We start from the raw sequence: 19,419 nt of genomic DNA on the forward strand, positions 1-19,419 counted from the left end.
TCACTGACGAGTACGCGCCAGAAACCGTACGATGATCGCGCAAGACCCCCGTAGACCCGTTGACTGTCCAACGAGCCCACCAAGGAGTCGCATTGTCCACGAACCGCTACCACTGGGACCGTTCGCACCCCGGCCTGAGCAGCCTTCAGCAGGCCATCGACCCGCTGCGCCGCGAGGTCGTCGAGCACTCGGTGTACCGCTCGCTCACCGGCATCGAGCGTGTCCGCACCTTCCTCGGCAGCCACGTGTTCGCCGTCTGGGACTTCATGTCGCTGCTCAAGAGCCTCCAGCGCGACCTCACCTGCGTGGACGTGCCGTGGGTCCCGAACGGCCCGACCGCCAGCCGCCGGCTGATCAACGAGATCGTCCTGGTCGAGGAGAGCGACGAGCTCGGCGAGGGCTACACCAGCCACTTCGAGCTGTACGTGGAGGGCATGCGGCTGGCCGGTGCCGATCCGCGTCCGATCGAGGAGTTCCTGGCCCTGCTGGGCGCCGGCAGCACCGTTCCGGAGGCCCTGAAGAAGGCCGAAGTTCCGCAGGCCGCCCTCGACTTCACCTCCACCACCTGGTCGATCGTGGAGAACGCTCCGGTGCACTGCCGGGCCGCCGCCTTCGCCTTCGGCCGCGAGGACCTGATCCCGGACATGTTCGCCCAGGTCATCCGGATCGACGACCCCGAGGACACGCTCACCGTCTTCAAGGACTACCTGGCCCGTCACATCGAGGTCGACGGCGAGCAGCACACCCCGATGGCGATGCAGATGCTGATCGACCTGTGCGGCGACGACCAGGACAAGTGGGACTCCTGCGCCGAGACCGTCCGCACCGCGCTGCGCGCCCGGCTCGGCCTGTGGACGGCGATCGAGCAGTCCTTCCAGTAGTCCTTCCAGTAGTCCTTCAGGACGGACCCCGGACCACCTAGATCACCTTGGGCAGGACGGCCGCCGACGCGGGCGGCTGATCCTCCGCCCGCCGGTAGCGGTGCAACGCCGCCCGGCCCTCCGCCCCGCGCACCCGGGCGGCGAGCCGGGCCGGCAGCACCACGGTGGCCAGCCGGCCCTCGCCGCGGAACCCCTCCACCGTCCAACAGACCCAGGGAATCGGATAGTTGGCGGAAGGACTGAAGAGCACCGGACGCCTCCCCTGGAAGCCCACCGCATAGGCACCGAAGCCGCTCCAGTTGGAGAAGCTGAACCGCCGTGCCGCCGGGTCGAAGCCCAGCGGCACGCAGTCGCGCAGCCGCGCGCGGCCGAGGGTCGCCAGGAACCACAGGTTGGCGCGGAGGTTGAGGTGCGCGGCGGGGAACTCCTCCAGCGCCGTGCGCAGCGCGCCCGCCAGCACCGCCGGGCCGTCCTCGGGCCGGTGCGGCAGATGGACCTCGCTCAGCAGGTTGCCCATCAGCGCGGGCGACAGGCCCAGCCAGCGGCGCACGTTGACCGGCACCGTCAGCATCCGTTCGGCCTCGTCCCCGTCCAGCTCCCGCAGGGTGCTCAGGAGGTGGGCGCAGAGCACGTCCCCGGAGGAGAGCCGGCGCCCGGCCACCGCGCCGAACTCCTCGCACATCCGGGCCAGTTCGGCATCGGTGAAGGCGATCTGGACGAGCCGGTTGGCGCGCGGCCCGGCCGCCACCTCGCGGGCCAGCAGCTCCGCCTCCTCCGCCGAGGGCAGCCGGAAGCCGGGCCGGCCGCAGTCCTCGACGGGGAGCACCTCGGCCAGCAACTCGTCCTGGTCGTCGACGAGTTCGGCCTCCGGCAGCGGCTCCCCCTCGACCGCCGCGGACCAGGCCCGCAGCAGCAGCATGAAGCTGTGCAGGTCGCCGATCGCATGGTGCCAGGAGCAGCCGAGCACCGTGCCGCCGTCGGCCGTGCGGGTCACCCGTACGGTGAGCAGCGGGACGCCGCCGTCGCGCGCGGCGCGGGCGTCCAGCGGGGCGACCAGTTCGGAGCCGGGCGCCGTCACCCGACCCATCGCCTCGGCGAGCGTGCCCTCCACGGCGTAGACCTCGAACGGCACGCCGGTGTCGTCGCAGACGGCCTCCAGGACGCCCTCGACGGTGCGCAGGCGTCCGGCGAAGACCGGCACCCGCTCCAGCGCACGGGCCAGCCCGGCGGCGAGCCGGTCGTCGTCCAGCGGGTGCTCGAAGCAGAGCGCGACCGAGACGGCGAGGTCGGCGAGCATGGTGTCCATCAGGCCGCAGCGCAGCACCCGGCCGGTGGCCTGCCCGACCCGGACGGTCCTGGATCTTCGCAACTGCGGCCAGATGCTCATGGGTTCCGTTCCGAAGCACTCGACGACTTCCGGCGACGCGCGATGCGTTCCGGCGGCGCGCGATCCGCGGGCACGCCGAACGATAGTGGTGCGCGGAGGCAGTGGTCCAGTCCAATCCCGCACTCCGGAAGGGCTCTTCGACCGCCGCGGCGACCGCACCGGCGATAGAATGCGCACCATGGGAAAGCGCCCCGGCGCACCCGCCGCGCCGCCCCTCGCACGGGTCACCGGCACCGGATCGCCCTCGATCGGACCGGCCCGGGCCCATCTCGACGATCCGCCGCCGGCGCTGCGCGAGCAGCGGCCCGCCCGCGGCGCCGCGGCCGCCCGGCCGGGCCGATCCGACCGCTCCGGCCGCCCGGCGTCACCGTCCGGCCACCGCCACCGCCCACCCGCCTCCGCCGCCCCGCCAGGAGGGAGCCGTCCGCCATGAACGCCGTGAGCCAGGTCTTCGCCGTGGTCGCCGCGGCGATCCACCTGATCGTGTGGCCGCTGGAGAGCTTCCTGTACGGACACCCACGGGTGCGCCGCGTGCTGACCGGCAGCACGGCGGACGCCCCGGAGGTCCGGCTCTGGCGCGTCAACGTGGGCTTCTACAACCTGTTCCTGGCACTCGGCCTGGTCGCCGGACTGGTCCTGCTGCACGCCGGGCACCCGGGGGCCGGGCGACCGGTGGTGCTCTACGTCGCCGCGTTCATGGTCGCGGGCGGGATCACCCTGTTCACCTCGGAACCGAAGCTGTGGCGCGGCGCACTCGGTCAGGCCGTCCCGGCGGCCATCATCCTTCTGGCCGAGGCTTTCTGACGCCGCACCAGCGGTTTCGAGGCCCTCCGGAAGGGCTACGATCCGCCTACCCCGCGACGGTCGCGGAGGCTGGGGGTGGCAGCAGTGGTCAGGATCCCGATCAGCGACCGGTACGTCGTCAGCCTCGGCTGCCGGGTGAGCGTCGAGCACGGAGCCTCCGTGACGAAGGTCAACTGGAGCATCGCCCACCTGCCGGAGGGCGGCTCGCCCCGGCCCACCGGCGGCGACCGGGAGATCGGCGTCATCTGCCCGCGCTGCCGGCGCTCCTTCTCCGTCCGGGTGGAGACCGCCACCAGGGCGCGGGTCAAGCGGCGGATCCACCGGGCGCTGGGCTGGCTGCTGGTGCTCTCGCTGCTGGTCACCGTCCCCCTGCTGATCCAGCTGGGCGGCCGGACCGTCGAGGAGGGCGACGACCAGGCGGTCGACAACTTCGGCATGCTCTTCGCCCTGGCCGCCGCGGGCGTGATCGTCGGCCCCTCGCTGCTGTTCAGCGCGAGCGTGCACGACGGCATCAAGAAGCTGCGGCTGATCCGGGCCAACGGGCGGAAGACCATGTGGGTGCAGGGCCACCGGCTGTTCTGAGCCGGTCCGCGCAGTCCCTCATCCCGCGCCCCCTCACCTCACCCCGCGCCCCCTCGCCGCCGAGATCGCCGCCCCTCGCTTCCGTGCTCCTCGCCCGGCGCCCCTCACCGCGGATCCGCCGGCAGCTCGCCGCGGTGGCGCACCCGGGTGGCGAGCAGGGCGCCGAGCGCACCGGTCAGCAGACCCCAGCCCGCCGCGAGCGGCACCGCCGTCCACAGCACCGGGCGCAGGGTGAGGCTGCCGCCGCCCAGCGCGGCCAGCGGGTTTTCGGCGCCGAGCACGGCGCCCAGCAGGTCGCCCAGACCGCCCTGGCCGAGGCCGACGCCGAGCACGGAGAGCCCGTAGGCGGCGTCCACCCGGCTCCACAGACCCACCAGCAGCACGGTGACGGCGGTGGCGACCGCGAACCGGACGGCGTGCTGCCGGAGCAGGACGGTGCGCGGCGCACTGCGGGCCGCCAGGAAGGCGGCCGCGAGCAGCAGGACGGCGGCCAGCGGCAGCAGCCACCAGCTGGCGGCACCCTGCTCCGCGAGGGTGCCGAGGTCGACGGTCGCCTGCCCGCCCTCGGGGGCGCGCAGCACGGCGCTGAGCGCCTTGGGCACGGGCAGCCCGAGCGTACCGACCAGCCGACCGTGCCACTCGGCCCCGAGTCCCAGGCCGAAGGCCGGCCAGGCCAGGTTCGGCAGCGCGAGCAGCACCACGGCCAGGGTCTGCCGGGCGTCGCCGTGCACGATCGCGGTCAGCACCCCGGCCACCGCACCGATCGCAAGGTACGCCAGCAGGACCAGCCAGAGCGCCGAGGCGGCCGGGCGGACGGCGAGTTGGTGGCGCACCAGCGCGGGCGGCAGCGGGGCCCGTCGGGACACCGCGAAGGTGAGCGCGAGCACCAGCAGCAGCCAGGCCAGCCCGATGCCGACGGTGGTCGGGCCGTCCGCGTGGAAGCCGACCTCCGGGGTCAGCCCGAGCGCTCCGCCGATCGACTCCGCCAGGTCACCGCCGAGCGGGACGACGAAGCTGTGCCGGGCACCGAGGGTCAGCAGCACCAGGGCGAGCGCCCAGAGCAGCAGCGTCCGGCCGATCCGCCCGAGCAGTTCACCGCCGCTCGCGACCGCACGGAAGCGCAGCCCGCGCAGGAACACCTCGGCCATCGCGACCGCTCCGGCCACCGAGACACTCAGCGGCATCGCGCTGATCCCGGCCCCGACGGCCGCGAAGTCTCCCGCGCCGCCGTCGAGTCGGACGGTTCCCCCGACCGCGAGCGCGAGCGTCGCGGCCAGCACGGCGGGGAAGCCGCCGTCCGGGAGGTCGTCGGCGCCGGCCAGCCAGAGGCCGAGCGCGGCCACCGCCGCCATCGCGACCAGTCCGGCCAGCACGACGGCGAGCGCCTCCAGCCAGCCGCGTACGGCGCCGGGCGGGCCCGCGACCCGGGTGGTGGGCTGCTGCATGCCGCCTCCTCGTCGCTCGCGGGCCGCTCCGGGGCCCGGGGCGGGCCTGGGCTCGATCGGCCCGATCGAGCTCCCGGCGGACGCCCGGCCGACGCCCGGTGAGGTTTCCAGGGTGACCGACGACCGACGGGCACGCTCGGCGACGCCCCGCACACCCGCTGTTGCGACGGGCGGGGGCGGCGGGAGTGGCGGACGGGGCGGCGGGAGCGGCGAACGGGGCAGCGGGAGCGGCCGGAAGCCGGCGACAGGGCTCGCCGGGCCGGACGCGCCCGACTCGGCCGCCCGCGAAACGGCGAGCCGACCCGGCGCCCGCACCGCTCCCCGCCTCCGGCCGCCGCCCGTCCGGTGGCGGCGGCGCGCCTCAGGGCAGCAGCACCCTCGTGTCCTCGGGGCCCAGCACCCGGCCGTCCGCCGCGTGCACCTCGACCGGCGCGACGGGCGCACCGGAGTCACGGTCCACCAGCCGCGCCCGGGGCTCGCCCTCCTCGAAGAACCACTGGTCGCCCCACTGGCGCAGCGCCGTGATCACCGGGAACAGCGCGCGGCCCTTCTCCGTGAGCACGTACTCCTGGTACGGGCTGCCGTCGGTGGCCGGCGCGAGGTCGAACACGCCGTTGGCGACCAGGTTGGCCAGGCGGGTCGACAGGATGTTCTTGGCCAGGCCGAGGTTCCGCTGGAACTGCCCGAAGCGGCTCAGCCCGTCGAAGGCGTCACGGACGATCAGCAGCGTCCAGCCGTCCCCGACGACGTCGAGCGGACGGGCGACCGGGCAGGCCGATTCCTCGTGCGTGGTGCGTTTCGGCACTTCTCCCACCTCTCAGCCCTCACCGGTCGGCGCCCAGCCTACCGACCAGGACGTGGTTGCTTATTAAAACCAGGCTATGCCATGGTGTCGCGGTAGCACTTTGAAACCACCGTGCCGTTCGAGGGAGCCCCGCCCATGACCTCGCCCGCCCGCACAACCGCCTCCGCCACGGACGCCACCGCCGACCCGTCCGGCATCCCCGGCGGAGCCCCGTCGCGCGGCCTGTCACCCGCCGTCGCCTGGCTGCTGTCCGTCGCCTGCGGCCTCGCCGTGGCCAACGTCTACTACTCGCAGCCACTGCTCGACCTGATCGCCCGGGACTACGGCATCGACCCGGCGACCATCGGCCTGGTCGGCACCCTCACCCAGACGGGCTACGCCCTGGGCCTGCTGCTGCTCGTGCCGCTCGGCGACCTCGTCAACCGCCGCACCCTGATCACCTCCCAGCTCGGCCTGTCCGTCCTCGCCCTCCTCGCCGTCGCACTCGCCCCCTCCGCTCCGCTGCTGCTCGCCGCGATGGCCGCCGTCGGCGTCCTCGCGGTCGTCGCCCAGGTGGTCGTCGCCCACTCCGCCCAACTCGCCGCCCCGGCCGACCAGGGCCGCGTGGTCGGCACCGTGACCAGCGGCATCGTGATCGGCATCCTGCTCGCCCGAACCGTCGCCGGAACCATCGGCGACCTGGCCGGCTGGCGGGCCGTCTACCTCGTCTCCGCCGTCGCGACCGCCGCCATGGCCCTCGCCGTCGCGGCCGCCGTCCCCTCCGAACGGCACCGCACGGCCGAGCGGATCGGCTACCCGCGCCTGGTCGGCTCGGTGTTCGCGCTCTTCGCCCAGGAGCGCGTGCTCCGCACCCGGGCCGTCCTCGCCCTGCTCGGCTTCACCTCCGTCACCGTGCTGCTCACCCCGATGGTGCTCCCGCTCGCCGCACCGCCGTTCAACCTCAGCCACACCCAGATCGGGCTCTTCGGCCTCGCCGGCGCCGCCGGAGCGCTCGGAGCCGGGTACGCCGGCCGTCAGGCCGACCGCGGCCGGGCCGAACGCACCGCCGGAATCGGCCTGGTGGCCATGCTGGTCGGCTGGCTCCCGGCCGCACTGCTGCCGCACTCGGTCTGGTGGCTGGTGCTCGCCATGGTGGTGATCGACTACGGCCTGCAGTCCCTCCACGTCGCCAACCAGCACCTGCTCTACCAGCTCCGCCCCGAGGCGCGGAGCCGCCTGACCGCCGGCTACATGCTGCTCTACTCCGCCGGGTGCGGCGCGGGCGCGATCCTGTCCACCGTCGTCTACGACCACGGCGGCTGGACGGCCGTCTGCCTGCTCGGCGCCGCCACCAGCCTCACCGCGCTCGGCTACTGGTGGACGGCGGCCCGCACGTGACGGCCGATCGCCCCGGGCCCGCTCAGCTCCCGGCCACCGGCGCGTCCGCCGACACCGCCGCGGCCAGGACCGCCCGCAGCTCCAGGATGCCCTCGCGCCAGGCCGGACCGCTCTCCGTCTCGTCCCACAGCTCCGCGAGCTCCGACTCCGCCGCCACCACCCGGTCGAGCGCCGCCACCGCGAGCGGGCGCAGCTCGGCGGCGAGCGGCGGTATCGGCTCCTTGGGCCCGTAGGCCGTGGTCACCGCCGTCCCGCCCGGGCACTGCGCCGCCACCAGCGCGGCGGCGGCGACCGCCTCCACCGCCTCGTCGGAGTCCAGGAACTCCTCCGACCCGACGGCGCACAGCAGCGCGGACCGGAGCAGCGCCTCGCGCTCGCCCGGCGCCGCGTCGTCCAGACCGCCGCCGAAGTCCGCCGCCGAGTCGTTGTCGAAGTGCCCGATGTCCCAGGTGCCCATGCCGATCCCCTCACGCCTCTCGTGTTCGTGTGCGTCGCATGCTTGCACGCCCCACTGACAATCCGCCGGGCCGCCGGATAATCGCTGGTCACCACGGGTGGGGGTGGGGCAGAGTGCCCCCATGACCACCACTCAGGGACTGGACCGGGACGGCTGCATCGCACGGGAGGGCTCGCTGGACCGCGTGCCGCCCGCGTTCGCGCCGGTGGTCGCCGCCGCCCGCGAGCGGATCGCCGCGGCCTTCGGCCCCGACCGGCTGCACAGCGCCTACCTCTACGGCAGCGTCCCGCGCGGCACCGCGACCCCCGGCGTCTCCGACCTCGACCTGCTGCTCGCCCTGCACCACGAGCCCACCGCCACGGACCGGGCCGGGGCGGACGCCCTCGAAGCCGCGCTCGACGGCGAGTTCGCGCAGGTGAACGGGGTCGGCGTGGTGCTCGCCGGCACGGACACCCTGCTGAGCGAGCTCGAACGCCACGACCTCGGCTGGTTCGTCGCCTGTCTCTGCACCCCGCTGCTCGGCGAGGACCTCGCCGCCCGGCTCCCCCGCTACCGCCCCACCCCGCTGCTCGCCCGGGAGACCAACGGCGACCTCGCCCTGTTCCTGCCGCGCTGGCGCGAACGCCTGGCCGCCGCCGACACCGCCGCCGACCCCGAGGCCGAACTGCGCCGCCTCGCCCGCGCCGTCTCCCGCCATCTCGTCCGCAGCTGCCTCACCCTGGTCATGCCCCGCTGGGGCGGCTGGACCAGCGACCTCGCCGCCTCCGCCGAGGTCTTCGCCGGCTACTACCCCGAGCGGGCCGCCCAGGCGCGCCTGGCCGTCACCGTCGCCCGCACCGCCGCCACCACTGCCGACCGGGCCGCCCTCACCGAGCTGGTCGACGACCTGGGCCCCTGGCTCGCCGCCGAGTACGCCGCCGTCCACGGCGTGAAGGCGCCCCGCCCGTGACGGCGCCGCAGCACCCGCTGCTCCGCGAGGTCTTCCCGGACCTGCTCGACGAACTGGTCGACCTCCTGGAGGAGGAGGGCGAGCACGAACTGGCCGTCGCCGCCCGGGGCCTGCGGCTGGTCGCCGAGTGCGGCTGCGGTGACGGCTTCTGCCAGAGCTTCAGGACGGAACCGCGCCCGGACGGTCGGCCCTACGGCCCGGACCACCGGTGCGTCCCGCTCTCGCCGGCCCACGGCATGCTCGTCCTGGACGTCGTCGGCGGGCGGATCGTGTACGTCGAGGTCCTCGACCGGGAGCCGCTCCGGGACACCCGCCCCGGCCGGGGCTGAACTCCCCGCCGCCGGCCGGGCCTCAGTCCACGCACGGGATCCCGCCCGCCTTCACCGCCGGTCCCTGCATCGGCAGCCCCGCCGCCGGGTCGGCGGAGGGATCGCCGGCCGCGGCGGCCGAGGGGACGGCCGTCGGCGCGGGGGTGCGGGAGACGGCGAGGGTGAGCAGGATGCGCCCCGCGGGGACGGCCGACGAGAAGAAGGCGTTCACCCCGTAGCGGGCGGCGAGGTGCTGTGCGTCGGCCTTGGCCCCCGACCCGTACGCGACGGTGGTGGCCCGGGTCCTGGCCGGGGCGTCGCCGATCCGGCCCGCCTGGTAGCCGAGTTCGGCCAGCGCCCTGGACTCGTCGGCCGCCGCGCCCGCCCCCGCGGCCGCGTTGACGTCGACCAGCGCCTTGGGCGCCGTGCTCGGGGTGGCGGAGGGCGACGGGGCCGGTTCGCCCGGCCCGTCCCCGGGCGGCGCGGCGGCCGGCGGGGCCGGCGCCGGCTCGTGGTTGAAGAGCTGCCGGACGATCTTCCTGATCAGGTCCGGGTTGACGGTGTTGACCTCCTGCCCGCCGACCGTCCTGAAGCCGCTGATCGGCAGGGTGTTGAACTCCACGTTGCCGCCGGTCAGGTTGGGCGCCTGCTGGGCGAAGTCGAGGATGTTCCACTCGTTGTCGATGACCACGTCCTTCTTCACCACCGCGAACAGCTTCTGCATCTGCCCGAGGTCGTTCAGGATGCCCTGCTGCTTGAGCTTGTACTCGACGGAGGAGAGGAACGCCTGCTGCCGGTGGGTGCGGTCGAGGTCGCCGTTGGTGAGGTGGTGGCGCTGGCGGACGAAGGAGAGTGCCTGCGCGGCCTTGAGGGAGCTGATCCCGGCCGGGAGCCTGAGGCCGGTGCCGCCGCCCTCGTGGGTGGCGGTCCGGGCGATGATCGGGTCGTCCACCGGGTGGTTGAGGCAGACCTGGATCGGCTCGACCGCCTTGGCGATGTCGTAGAAGCCGATCAGGTTCACCTCCGCGAAGTGGTCGATCGGGACGTCCAGGAGGCTCTGCACGGTCTGGATGGTGGCCGAGCGGCCGGCCTCGCGGCTCTGCCGCTCCAGCAGCGCCTTGGAGAGCCCCTTGCCGGCCAGCTTCTGCTCGGCGGCCTCCTTGGCGATGCCGTACGCCTCCTTGATCTTGTGCATCCTCCCGTCCGCGCCGACGGTCTGCACGTAGTCGTCGCGCGGGACGGAGAGCGCGGTGACCTTGCCGCCGTTGGCCGGGATGTGCAGCACGATCAGGGCGTTGGTGTTGTACCCGCCGATCCCGCTGGAGCCGGCGTGCAGTTCGTCCTCGACGAACTGCTTGGGCAGGTCGTTGCCGTCCATGTCCTTGCGGCTGTCCAGGCCGATCAACAGCAGGTTGACGGACTTGTCGAGGTGCGGCGGGGCGTTCTTCTTGGCCTCGCTCAGCGCGGAGGACTTGACCATGCCGTCGTCCAGGCTGCGGTACTCGTACCAGGTGAAGCCGCTGGCGCCGAGCACGGCGACCGAGACGGTGCAGGCCAGGGTGCGCCCGGCGACGGTCAGCGGGGCGGCGGCGCGGCGCGCGGCCTGCCCGCGCTGACCGCGCTGCCCGCGCTGACCGCGGCCGCCGGTACGGCTGCTGCCGCGCTCAGCCACGGCGGCCCCTTCCGACCGGGGCGGCCGTCCGGCCGGTTCGTCGGCGCTGCGGCACCACCCGGCGGCGGGTCGGCACGGCGCGGACCGCGACCACGGCGAACGCCACCGCGACGGCCGCGGCCATCACCGGGAAGGCCCCGACCACCCAGCGCAGCGCGCCGGTGCCGAGGTTCTTCCCCTGGTACGTCCCGGGGTGCGCGAGGTACTCGACGCCCGAGGCGGTGAGCAGCACCACGACCGGCGCGGCCGTCACCACCCACCACCGGCCCGCCCGGCTGCACAGCAGTGCGGCGGCCGCCGTCCCGAGCACCGAGCCCACCGCGAAGAGGAGGCTGATGCCCGGTCCGTCGACCTCGTCCGCGACCGCCCCGAGCAGCGGCAGCCCGACCGCCGAGAGCACGGCCGCCGTCGCGCCGCGACGACGCGCCTGCTGGCGGCGGCGGGCCGCCCCGGGGCGCGGTGTCCGGGCCGCCCCGGGCGCCCCGGGCGCCGCGGGGCTCCCGGGACCGCCCGCACCGGCCGCCCGGGAGCGCTGCGCGGGCAGGGCGCGGTCCTCGGTGCGCGGTCCCGCGTCCTGGTACGGCGTTCTCGCCCGCTGACCGGCCATGCGCACTTCCCTCGATCGTTGCGGCCGCGGCGGAGCGATCGCGCCGCCGCGCGTGCCGGGACGCCTTCGGTCCTGGTGGCGTCCTGGTGGGGACCCCACCCTCTACATCGCTGTAGAAGATGGCCTGAGCATACGAACCCATTTCAGCAAAGTCATCCGCCGTCACCCGGCGGCGACGAACCGCCTGGTGGGCCGTCGTTAGGATGGTCATGATCCCCGCCACGTCGGCACACCATCAGGAACGCATCAGAGGAGCAGAGCGTCACCATGTTTGAGAGTCTGAAGAACCTCGCGGACAAGGCCACCGACCTCGCCCGCGAGCACGGCGACGTGATCGGGCAGGGCCTGGACAAGGTCGGCGACGCGATCGACGACCGCACGGACGGCAAGTACAGCGGGCAGATCGACACCGGCGTCGAGAAGGCGAAGGACTTCCTGCGCAACCTCGACGGCGACCAGAAGCCCGCCGAGTAACCTGCCGCAGGGAGCGATCAGCCGCACGGCGCTCGAACGGGCGCACGAGCGAACGGGGAGGGGCGGCAGCGGTGAGCGAGGAGAAGAAGGGGTCCGGCCGGGGACGCTGGCTGGTGATCGGCGTCGTGGTGGTGGCCGGACTGGGTCTCGTCCGCGGCAACGGCCACGACGGCGCGGCCTCCGCCGACCCCTCCCCCACCGCCGCCTCCGGCCCCTCCCCGGGCACCGCACCGTCGGCCGGCTCCTCCGCTCCGCCGTCGAAACCCTCGAAGCCCTCGGGCCGCTACGACCCGGCCGACTACGCGGCACCGGTCCGCCAGTACGCCGCTGAGGCCGGGGTCAACCCGCAGCTGCTGATGGCGATCCTCTACAACGAGGCGTACAAGCCGCACGACCCCGAACTCGAACGGGCCTGGCAGCGCGGCAAGCCGGACGCCTCGTTCGGCATCGCCAACATGCACCGGGCCGCCTTCGACGACACCAAACCCGGCCGCCCGTTCGCCTCCCGGCAGTGGGAGGAGCTCCCGGACGACCGGAACCTGGCCGTCCAGGCGGCCGCCTGGCACCTGCACGACCTCGCCGCGCAGCTGCCCGCCCGCCCGGGCGTGCCGCTCACCCGGGACGAGCTGGTCGCCCTCGGCTACAACGCGGGCGCGGGCAACATGCTGGCCTTCGCCCGGGGCGTCAAGATCGGCTCCCAGGCGCAGTCCTACCTCGACCGGCTGCGCGACAACTGGTCGAAGTCCGGCGAGGCCGTGGCCTGACAGCCTCCGGCGGTCAGCTGACGCCGATCCGGGCGGACCAGACCCTCCGCCAGGCCAGCGCGTCGGCGACCCCCTCGGCGATGCCGCGCCGCGGCTGCCAGCCGAGCAGGTCCCGTGCGGTGTCCACGACGGCGTAGCAGCCGATCACGTCCCCGGGCCGCGGGCCCGCCTCCCGCACCTCCAGGCCGGTGCCGACGGCCTGTTCGAAGGCGGCGATCAGTTCCCGCACGGTGGTCCCGTCCCCGGTGCCGACGTTGATCACCCGGTAGCGGTCCGCCACGCCCGGGGCGATCACCTCGTCGAACCGGAGCAGCGCCGCGACGTGCGCCTCGGCGAGGTCCTGGACGTGGACGTAGTCGCGGATGCCGGAGCCGTCGCGGGTCGCCCAGTCGGTGCCGGTCACGGTGAACGGGGTGCCCGTGGTGTGCGCCTCGATCAGCTTGCCGAGGGCGTGGGTGGGCCGGAGGTCCTGGAGGCCGGTGCGCAGCTGCGGGTCGGCGCCGATCGGGTTGAAGTAGCGCAGGGCGATGACCCGCTGGCGCTCGGCGCCCTCGCCCCGGGTCCAGTCCTGGAGGACCTGCTCCATCATCTGCTTGGTGCGCGCGTACGGGCTCCCGGCGTCGACCGGGCTGCTCTCGTCGACCCGGGCGTCGGGGGTGGGGGCGTAGATCGAGGCGGAGCTGCTGAAGACGACCCGGGTGCAGCCGTGGCGCTGGAGGGCCTCCAGGAGTTCGACGGTCTTGGCGACGTTCTCCCGGTAGTAGTACAGCGGCTTGGCCACCGACTCCGGTACGACGATCTTCGCGGCGCAGTGCACGGTGGCGTCGATGTCGGGGTGCTCGGCGAAGATCCGGTCGAGCAGGGCCGCGTCGGCGATGTCGCCCCGGTAGAAGACCCGGTCCGCGACGAACTCGGTCCGGCCCCGGGACAGGTCGTCCAGCACGACCGGGGTGATCCCCCGGTCGAGCAGGGCGGAGGCGACGGTGCTGCCGATGAAACCCGCGCCGCCGGTGATCAGGACCTTCTTCATGCGCGGACGCTCCCTTGCGGTCGTCCGGGCGCCCGGTGGCGCCCGGTGACCGGAAGGGACGTCGGTTCGCACCCGGCCGGTTCCACGGCGGGTGCGTCCCCGTTCCCGGGGCGGGCGGCTTCCGGGCGGCTCAGCCGCGGTGACGGCGCAGCCAGAGCCCGGTGGCGACCAGGACGACGGCCGCGCAGGCGGTGCCGATGGCCGCCCAGGCGGTGGCGTCGGAGGTGGTCGCGTGGGCGGGGCCGGGCGAGGCCTCCCGGGCGGAGACGGGGGCGGCGGTGGTCCCCGTCGCGCCGGTGCTCTCCCGGAGCGGGGCGGGGGTCACCCCGGCGGACCGCGGCGAGGTTTCGGACAGCGCCGTGGGGGGCGCCGGGTCGGCGATCTCGACGGTGTCGACGTCGAGCTCGCGCTCGCCGTGCCCGAGGGCGGGGAAGGCGCAGTCCACCGTCACCCGCCAGTGCCCGACCGGGAGGACCTCCCGGGTGGTGTACGTCCCCGGGCGGCCGGGGACGGTGACCAGGCGCCAGGGCCCGACGGTGCGGCCGTCGGAGGCCGTCGCCAGGAGCGTGCCGGCGAACTCCCCGGTCACCGGGTCGTGGTCGTTCTCCCAGGTGGCGACGGTGCTGACACGGCCGTTCTGCTGGCCGGTGACGTCCAGGTGGACGCTGTCGCCGTGGGCGGCGGCGGGTACGGCCGCGGACAGCAGGGCCGCGGCGGTGAGGGCGAGGGCGGCGAGGTGGGGGCGGGTTCGCATACGGGAGGGTCCTCGGGGCGGTGTGGGGGGCAGGGACGCTGGGAACGGCCGGCGCCGGGAACGGCTGCCGCTGGGTGGGCGGCGGCCGCTCCCGGCGCGACGGACCTGCCGGCCTGCGGGCCTCGCGGCGCGCGGGCGTCGGCGGCTCGGGGCGAAGGGTCGGCCGGCGTACGGGCCGACCGGTTTTACGGGCTCACGGGAACAGCCTTACCCCGAACGGCTCACGAGGTCTTCGACAGCGACCAGTTCTGGTAAGGGCTGCCGCTTCGACTGTCGCGGCTCCGGCGGCCGGCCGCCGCGGTACCGCCGCGCTCCGGGCCCGGGCAGCGGCGCGCCGCCGTCCGCGGTGAGGGTGGACCGGCGGCCGGCTTCGGCGGGTGGTCGCGTCCGGGCGGCCGCGTCGGCGCGCGGCTGCCGGCCGGGGCGCCGGACCGGGAGTGCCGGGCGGGCGCGGCCCGTCGAATCAGGTCGGCGGAATTCGGCGCGATCTGGCTGATGGACACCTCATGGGGTGAGCCTGCGCTCCTGCGCCGGCGGAGCCCGCCGCCCGGGTGCCCCATCGCGTTCCCTCCTCGTGCGACGACGACCCGCGCGTCCCCGCGGTGGAGGGGGCCCGGGTCTTCCGACACTTCGGAGAGCGGGAGGGGTGACCGGGAATAACAGAAACCTCTTGCAGAATTCCCCGGACGGTTCGACGCCCGGTTCGCCAGGTTCGATCGCCCGGTTCGGCCGGACCGCGGTTCGGGCGCACCGGACCCGCCCCGGACGGCGGCCGGGGCGCGGCTCAGGCAGCCGAACTCGCCTACACCCAGCGCATATGACGGATCGTCAGGCAGGCCGGGAGGTCAGGCCGCGGCCTTCACCGGCTCCACCCCGAAGGCCGCCCCGCCCACTCCGGAACGCACCGCCCCGCCCACCCCGGAGCGCACCGCCGCACCCACCCCCGGTCGCACCGCCTCCACCGCACCGGCGCCGCAGCCCCCGTGCAACCGGGCCAGCCCGGCCGCCAGGACGACCCGGTCCCCGGCGAGCCAGAGCCGCAGGGCCGCGGAGAGCGCGGCGCTGGCCGGCCCGGCCGCGGGGCCGCCGGTCCGTACGAGCCGCTCGCCGAGCAGCGGCAGCAGGTCCGCGACCGGCGCGGGCAGCCACAGGGTGAGCGCGAAGGGTGCCGGCCTGGCCAGAACGCGCAGCAGCGGCAGGCCGCAGGCGTCGTCGTGCAGTGCGGGGATGACCTCCAGCAGCCCGTCCACCGCCACCTCGGAGACGTCGCCGCCGTGCCCGCGTGCGAGGTCGCGCAGCAGTGCCCGCTCGGCGGCGGTGATCCGGACGGTCAGCATGACCTCGTCGCAGTCCATGGTCCCGGCCCCTGTCGTGGAGAGTTCGTGGTGTGGTCGTTGCGTCGTGGTGTCAGTCCTGTGCCAACAGGGTTCCTGCCCCGATCCGGCCGTCCGATACCGGCGCTATCAGGCCGTAGTGGCCGTCGAAGCGGCGGTAGAGCACCCGCGCCCGGTGGTCGCCGGGGTCGGTCCAGCCGACGAACGGGCGACCGGTGAGCCAGAGCCGGCGGGCCGCCTCGGCGAGGTCGAGCGGGGGCATCGCACTGGTGCCCGCGGCGCACAACTCCAGCATGCCGCCCGGCGAGCAGCGGTGGACCAGGCCGTCCCGGCCGGTGGCGGCGTCCGCGAAGAGGTGGAACCGCCGGTCGAGGGCGAGCAGTTCGAGCACGGCCTGCTCGGGGCTGCGGCGGGCGGGCACGACCGCCTTGTGCCGGGCGATCCGCCGCTGGGCGAGCGGGCGGTAGGCGAACTGCGGGCGGTAGGCGCTCTCGTACGCGGCGGCGAAGCCGATGTCGCCCTGCTCGCGCAGTCGGACGGCCCGGCCGGCCAGCGTGCCGAGCACCAGGTCGACGGACTCCCGTGCGGTGCCGGTGGCCAGCTGCACCCGGACCGGCCCGACGCCCGCCAGTTCGACGTCCGCCTGGGCCAGCGCGGGCCGGGTCACCGACCGGTTGCGCGAGCGGGTCAGCCGCAGTCGCAGCGCGCGGGTGTCGGGGCCGAGCGCCGTGGCGGTGGCCAGCGCCCGGGCCCGGGCGTACTCGGCGTCCTCGCGGGGCAGCTCGCCGCGGATCTCCACCCGGACGTCGAGGGCCGGCCGGTGGCGCAGACGGGTCATCAGGTTCCTCCTTCTCCGCATCCATGCTGTCCCTCGCACGCCCGTGCGGCGAGGGTCCAAAGACCCTGCCTCGCAGGCAAGCCGCGGACCACCCGTACGGACGCATCCGCGCAGGTCAACACGGAGTTTCGAGCACGCACGAAAGGGTCGATCCACTCGGCCGTTGGAGTGATCCCCGCACATTCGGCGCAACGCTCGGGAAACCGGCGCGTTTGCTCAACGTGCGCCCTCCCGCCGGGGGCGCGCGCGGGGCCCGCGCTGGGCGGTCCCCCGGCTCCCGGCCGGCCCGCCGTTGCCGCCCGGCATCGCCCGCACCGGCCACTCTGGTTGAGAGGTAGTGTCATGTCCCTGCTGACCGAAACGCGGAAGCTGATCGTCCCCCCGAGAACCGTTCCCGGCCCGTCCCCGCTGGCCCGCGCCGCCGTCCCGCCGCTGGCCCCCGGCGCCCTGCCCGGCCTCGGGCACGCCGGCGCCCTGCTGCGCGACCCGCTCGGCTTCCTCGGTTCGCTCGCCCGCCAGGGCGGGGTGGTCCGCATCCGGCTCGGACCACGCACCGTCTGCGTGGTCACCGACGCCCGGCTGGTCCACACCCTGCTGGTGGCACTGGCCCACGACTGCCCGCGCGGGGCCGTCCAGGACACCCTCAGGACGGCCTTCGGCGACGGCCTGCTGATGTCCGAGGGCCAGGCCCACCGCGACCGCCGCCGGATCATCCAGCCGGCCTTCGGTCCGGACCGGATGGGCGAGTACCTGGCCGTGATGCAGCAGGTCACCGAGGAGCGGGCCGGACGCTGGCGCCCCGGGCAGGTCCTCGACGTGGCCAAGGAGATGAACCACCTGGCGCTGGAGATCGTCACCCGCACGCTGTTCGACGCCCGGCTCAGCGAGGACGCCACCGTCGCGTTCCACCGGGCGCTGCCGGACCTGGTGAAGGGCCAGATCGTCCAGTCCCTCTACCCGAACCCGGCGCTCGCCCGGCTGCCGCTGCCCGTCAACCGGCGCTTCGACGACGCCGTGCGGGTGCTCAACCGGGTGGTCGACCAGGCCGTCAACCGCCGCGCCGCGACCACGGGCCCCGGAGCGGGCCGGCGCACCCTGCCCGCCCTGCTGCGCGCCGCGACCGACCCGGCCACCGGGCGCCCGCTCACCGAGGCCGACGTGCGGTCCGAGGCGATCACCATGTTCGGCGCGGGCACCGAGACGGTCTCCACCACGCTCACCTGGCTGCTGGACGAGCTGCTGCGCCACCCCGAGGTGGAGGCCCGGATCCTCGCCGAGCTCGACGAGCACCTGCCCGCGGGCGCCGTCCCCACCCCGGAGGCACTGGCCCGGCTCACCTACACCCGCAGCGTCACCCAGGAGGTGGTGCGGCTGCACGCGCCGAACGCCTTCCTGATGCGCACCGCCCGGGTGCCGGTCGAGCTCGGCCCGTACCGCGTCCCGGCCGGCACCGAGCTGCTGTACAGCCTCACCGCGCTGCACCGCGACCCGGTGCGCTACCCGGAGCCGATGAACTTCCGGCCCGAGCGCTGGCAGGACGGCGGCGGCTCCGGGCGGCCGTCCTTCCTGCCGTTCGGAGCGGGCAAGCACAAGTGCATCGGCGAGGCCTTCGCCTGGGCGGAACTGACCGTCGCGGCCGCGACGATCCTGCGCCGCTGGCGGCCCACGGCGGTGCCGGGGGCACGGGCCCGCGAGGTGGTGTGGACGACGGTCCAGGCGCACGGCCTTCGGGTGCGGCTCGCGCCGCGCGGCGCGCGCTCCCCACGCGGGCGCACCGCGGCGGCCTCCCGAGAGGGCGATGCCGCGTCCTCACCGGGGGCCGCAGTGCCCTCCTCGCACGGTGAGCCGCCGCCGGTCCGGTGTCCCTTCACCGGCACCGCCTCCACGACCGGCCCCACGACCACCTCCACGACCACCACGACCGCTCCCACGGCCGCCCCCGCGGGTCCGGCCACCCCGGCCGGTCCAGCCTCCCCCGCGGGTCCGGCCGCTTCGGCGGACCCCCGGCCGTCCGACGAGCTGCGCCTCGCCGCCGACCGGCACGCCGACTGGGTGGTCCGCCGCGGCCTGCTCACCCCGGCGGAACTGCCCCGCTACCGGGCCTACGGGCTGCAGAAGCTGATCGGCCACGCCTTCCCCCGCGTCCGGGGCGCCGAACTCGACCTCCTGGTGGACATGCTGGGCTGGTTCACCATCCTGGACGACCGTTTCGACGGCCCGCCCGGCCGCCACCCCGCCGCGGCCCACGCCGTGGTCGACCCGCTGATCGCGGTCCTCGGCGGCACCCGCGGCGGGAGCCCGTCCCAGAGCCCGTCCGAGAGCCACATGCTGGTCTCCTGGCGGGAGTTGTGGAAGCGGCAGACCGCTTCGACCTCCCCCGAGTGGCGGGCCCGGGCGGCCCGGGAGTGGCGGGCCTGCCTGGCCACCTTCCCCGCCGAGGCCGACCACCGCGCCCGCGGCACCGTGCCCGCCCTCGGCCTCGACCTCACCGACACCATGAAGCTGCGCCGGCACGGCAGTTGCCTCTACCCGTTCATGAACATACTGGAACGGGTCCACGGCGCCGACGCCCCGGCCGCACTGCACGCGGAGCCCGCGCTGCACCGGCTGCGCGCCAACACCGCCGACGCCGCCACACTGATCAACGACCTCTACTCACTGCGGCGCGAGGAGCGGCAGGCCGGGCCCGCGTTCAACACGGTGCTCACCCTCCAGCGGGCCCACGGCTGGACCCGCGGCCGGGCGGTCCACGCGGTGCGCGCCCGGGTGGCACGGCTGCAGCAGGAGAGCGAGGAACTGCGCCGCGACCTGCTGCGCCGCCACCCGGCCGGGCGCTGGTACCTGGACGGCACCCGGGAGCTGGTCGCCGGCGTTCTGGCCTGGACCAGCACCAGCGACCGGTACCTGGTGCCGGACCACGGGCGGCGCCGGTGAGCCACCGGTTCCCGGTG

Annotated in this window: 19 protein-coding genes; 9 read left to right on the plus strand and 10 right to left on the minus strand. The window is 75.0% G+C overall.

The window, feature by feature from the left end:
• The first annotated feature begins 92 nt into the window (after positions 1-92).
• Positions 93-881 carry a DUF3050 domain-containing protein gene (locus ACFVHV_RS14155; protein ID WP_380351337.1) on the plus strand — a complete coding sequence of 263 codons (789 nt, stop codon included), beginning with the start codon at positions 93-95 and terminating at the stop codon, positions 879-881.
• Between the two features lie 37 nt (positions 882-918).
• On the opposite strand, the gene ACFVHV_RS14160 is transcribed toward ACFVHV_RS14155, so the two are convergent.
• Entirely contained in the window at positions 919-2,268 is a 1,350-nt protein-coding gene (locus ACFVHV_RS14160; protein ID WP_380351339.1) for an acyltransferase, read from the minus strand.
• 429 nt (positions 2,269-2,697) lie between these two features.
• Here ACFVHV_RS14160 and ACFVHV_RS14165 point away from each other — a divergent pair, with 429 nt between their 5' ends.
• Together ACFVHV_RS14165 and ACFVHV_RS14170 are read left to right on the plus strand one after the other, a co-directional pair.
• Entirely contained in the window at positions 2,698-3,072 is a 375-nt protein-coding gene (locus ACFVHV_RS14165) for a DUF1304 domain-containing protein (RefSeq protein ID WP_359902582.1), read from the plus strand.
• 75 nt (positions 3,073-3,147) lie between these two features.
• Positions 3,148-3,654 (plus strand): hypothetical protein, encoded by a 507-nt coding sequence (locus ACFVHV_RS14170; protein ID WP_359902585.1) that lies wholly within the window; start codon positions 3,148-3,150, stop codon positions 3,652-3,654.
• Positions 3,655-3,758: 104 nt separating this feature from the next.
• Here the strand turns inward: ACFVHV_RS14170 and ACFVHV_RS14175 are convergent, their stop codons facing one another.
• Both ACFVHV_RS14175 and ACFVHV_RS14180 read right to left on the minus strand, forming a co-directional pair.
• Positions 3,759-5,099 (minus strand): streptophobe family protein, encoded by a 1,341-nt coding sequence (locus ACFVHV_RS14175; protein ID WP_380351341.1) that lies wholly within the window; start codon positions 5,097-5,099, stop codon positions 3,759-3,761.
• Between the two features lie 361 nt (positions 5,100-5,460).
• The gene (locus tag ACFVHV_RS14180) at positions 5,461-5,904 is read right to left on the minus strand and encodes a helix-turn-helix domain-containing protein (protein WP_359902591.1); all 444 of its coding nucleotides are present in this window, start codon (positions 5,902-5,904) and stop codon (positions 5,461-5,463) included.
• Positions 5,905-6,039: 135 nt separating this feature from the next.
• Here ACFVHV_RS14180 and ACFVHV_RS14185 point away from each other — a divergent pair, with 135 nt between their 5' ends.
• Entirely contained in the window at positions 6,040-7,281 is a 1,242-nt protein-coding gene (locus ACFVHV_RS14185) for an MFS transporter (RefSeq protein WP_380351343.1), read from the plus strand.
• 22 nt (positions 7,282-7,303) lie between these two features.
• On the opposite strand, the gene ACFVHV_RS14190 is transcribed toward ACFVHV_RS14185, so the two are convergent.
• Positions 7,304-7,738, minus strand: a complete 435-nt coding sequence (locus ACFVHV_RS14190) for a DUF4259 domain-containing protein (protein WP_380351344.1) — start codon at positions 7,736-7,738, stop codon at positions 7,304-7,306.
• 121 nt (positions 7,739-7,859) lie between these two features.
• Between ACFVHV_RS14190 and ACFVHV_RS14195 the strand changes: the two genes are divergently transcribed.
• Together ACFVHV_RS14195 and ACFVHV_RS14200 are read left to right on the plus strand one after the other, a co-directional pair.
• Complete coding sequence (locus tag ACFVHV_RS14195) at positions 7,860-8,687, plus strand: nucleotidyltransferase domain-containing protein (protein WP_359902599.1); 828 nt, start codon at positions 7,860-7,862, stop codon at positions 8,685-8,687.
• A complete protein-coding gene (locus ACFVHV_RS14200) occupies positions 8,684-9,016 on the plus strand; it encodes a hypothetical protein (protein WP_380351346.1) in 333 nt (110 codons plus the stop codon). Before ACFVHV_RS14195 ends, ACFVHV_RS14200 begins: the two co-directional genes overlap by 4 nt.
• 22 nt (positions 9,017-9,038) lie before the next feature.
• Here ACFVHV_RS14200 and ACFVHV_RS14205 read toward each other — a convergent pair whose 3' ends face one another.
• Together ACFVHV_RS14205 and ACFVHV_RS14210 are read right to left on the minus strand one after the other, a co-directional pair.
• Complete coding sequence (locus ACFVHV_RS14205) at positions 9,039-10,667, minus strand: LCP family protein (protein WP_359902605.1); 1,629 nt, start codon at positions 10,665-10,667, stop codon at positions 9,039-9,041.
• The gene (locus tag ACFVHV_RS14210; protein ID WP_380351347.1) at positions 10,660-11,274 is read right to left on the minus strand and encodes a DUF6542 domain-containing protein; all 615 of its coding nucleotides are present in this window, start codon (positions 11,272-11,274) and stop codon (positions 10,660-10,662) included. The genes ACFVHV_RS14205 and ACFVHV_RS14210 overlap by 8 nt, the downstream gene beginning before the upstream one ends.
• Positions 11,275-11,541: 267 nt before the next feature.
• On the opposite strand from ACFVHV_RS14210, the gene ACFVHV_RS14215 reads away from it, so the two are divergent.
• Together ACFVHV_RS14215 and ACFVHV_RS14220 are read left to right on the plus strand one after the other, a co-directional pair.
• Positions 11,542-11,748 carry an antitoxin gene (locus ACFVHV_RS14215; RefSeq protein WP_359902610.1) on the plus strand — a complete coding sequence of 69 codons (207 nt, stop codon included), beginning with the start codon at positions 11,542-11,544 and terminating at the stop codon, positions 11,746-11,748.
• 71 nt (positions 11,749-11,819) lie between these two features.
• On the plus strand, positions 11,820-12,512 hold the full coding sequence (locus ACFVHV_RS14220) for a lytic transglycosylase domain-containing protein (RefSeq protein WP_380351349.1): 693 nt from the start codon (positions 11,820-11,822) through the stop codon (positions 12,510-12,512).
• Between the two features lie 13 nt (positions 12,513-12,525).
• Here the strand turns inward: ACFVHV_RS14220 and galE are convergent, their stop codons facing one another.
• From galE to ACFVHV_RS14240, 4 genes are all read right to left on the minus strand, one after another.
• Positions 12,526-13,542 carry a UDP-glucose 4-epimerase GalE gene (galE, locus tag ACFVHV_RS14225; protein WP_359902616.1) on the minus strand — a complete coding sequence of 339 codons (1,017 nt, stop codon included), beginning with the start codon at positions 13,540-13,542 and terminating at the stop codon, positions 12,526-12,528.
• 130 nt (positions 13,543-13,672) lie between these two features.
• Entirely contained in the window at positions 13,673-14,296 is a 624-nt protein-coding gene (locus tag ACFVHV_RS14230) for a hypothetical protein (RefSeq protein ID WP_359902618.1), read from the minus strand.
• Between the two features lie 845 nt (positions 14,297-15,141).
• The gene (locus ACFVHV_RS14235; RefSeq protein ID WP_380351351.1) at positions 15,142-15,651 is read right to left on the minus strand and encodes a hypothetical protein; all 510 of its coding nucleotides are present in this window, start codon (positions 15,649-15,651) and stop codon (positions 15,142-15,144) included.
• A 52-nt stretch (positions 15,652-15,703) separates the two neighbouring features.
• The gene (locus ACFVHV_RS14240) at positions 15,704-16,468 is read right to left on the minus strand and encodes a sigma 54 modulation/S30EA ribosomal C-terminal domain-containing protein (RefSeq protein WP_380351353.1); all 765 of its coding nucleotides are present in this window, start codon (positions 16,466-16,468) and stop codon (positions 15,704-15,706) included.
• 342 nt (positions 16,469-16,810) lie between these two features.
• On the opposite strand from ACFVHV_RS14240, the gene ACFVHV_RS14245 reads away from it, so the two are divergent.
• Complete coding sequence (locus tag ACFVHV_RS14245; protein ID WP_359902626.1) at positions 16,811-19,402, plus strand: cytochrome P450; 2,592 nt, start codon at positions 16,811-16,813, stop codon at positions 19,400-19,402.
• Positions 19,403-19,419 lie beyond the last annotated feature (17 nt).

Source organism: Kitasatospora sp. NPDC127116, from assembly GCF_042677365.1.
GTDB lineage: Bacteria > Actinomycetota > Actinomycetes > Streptomycetales > Streptomycetaceae > Kitasatospora > Kitasatospora lactacystinica.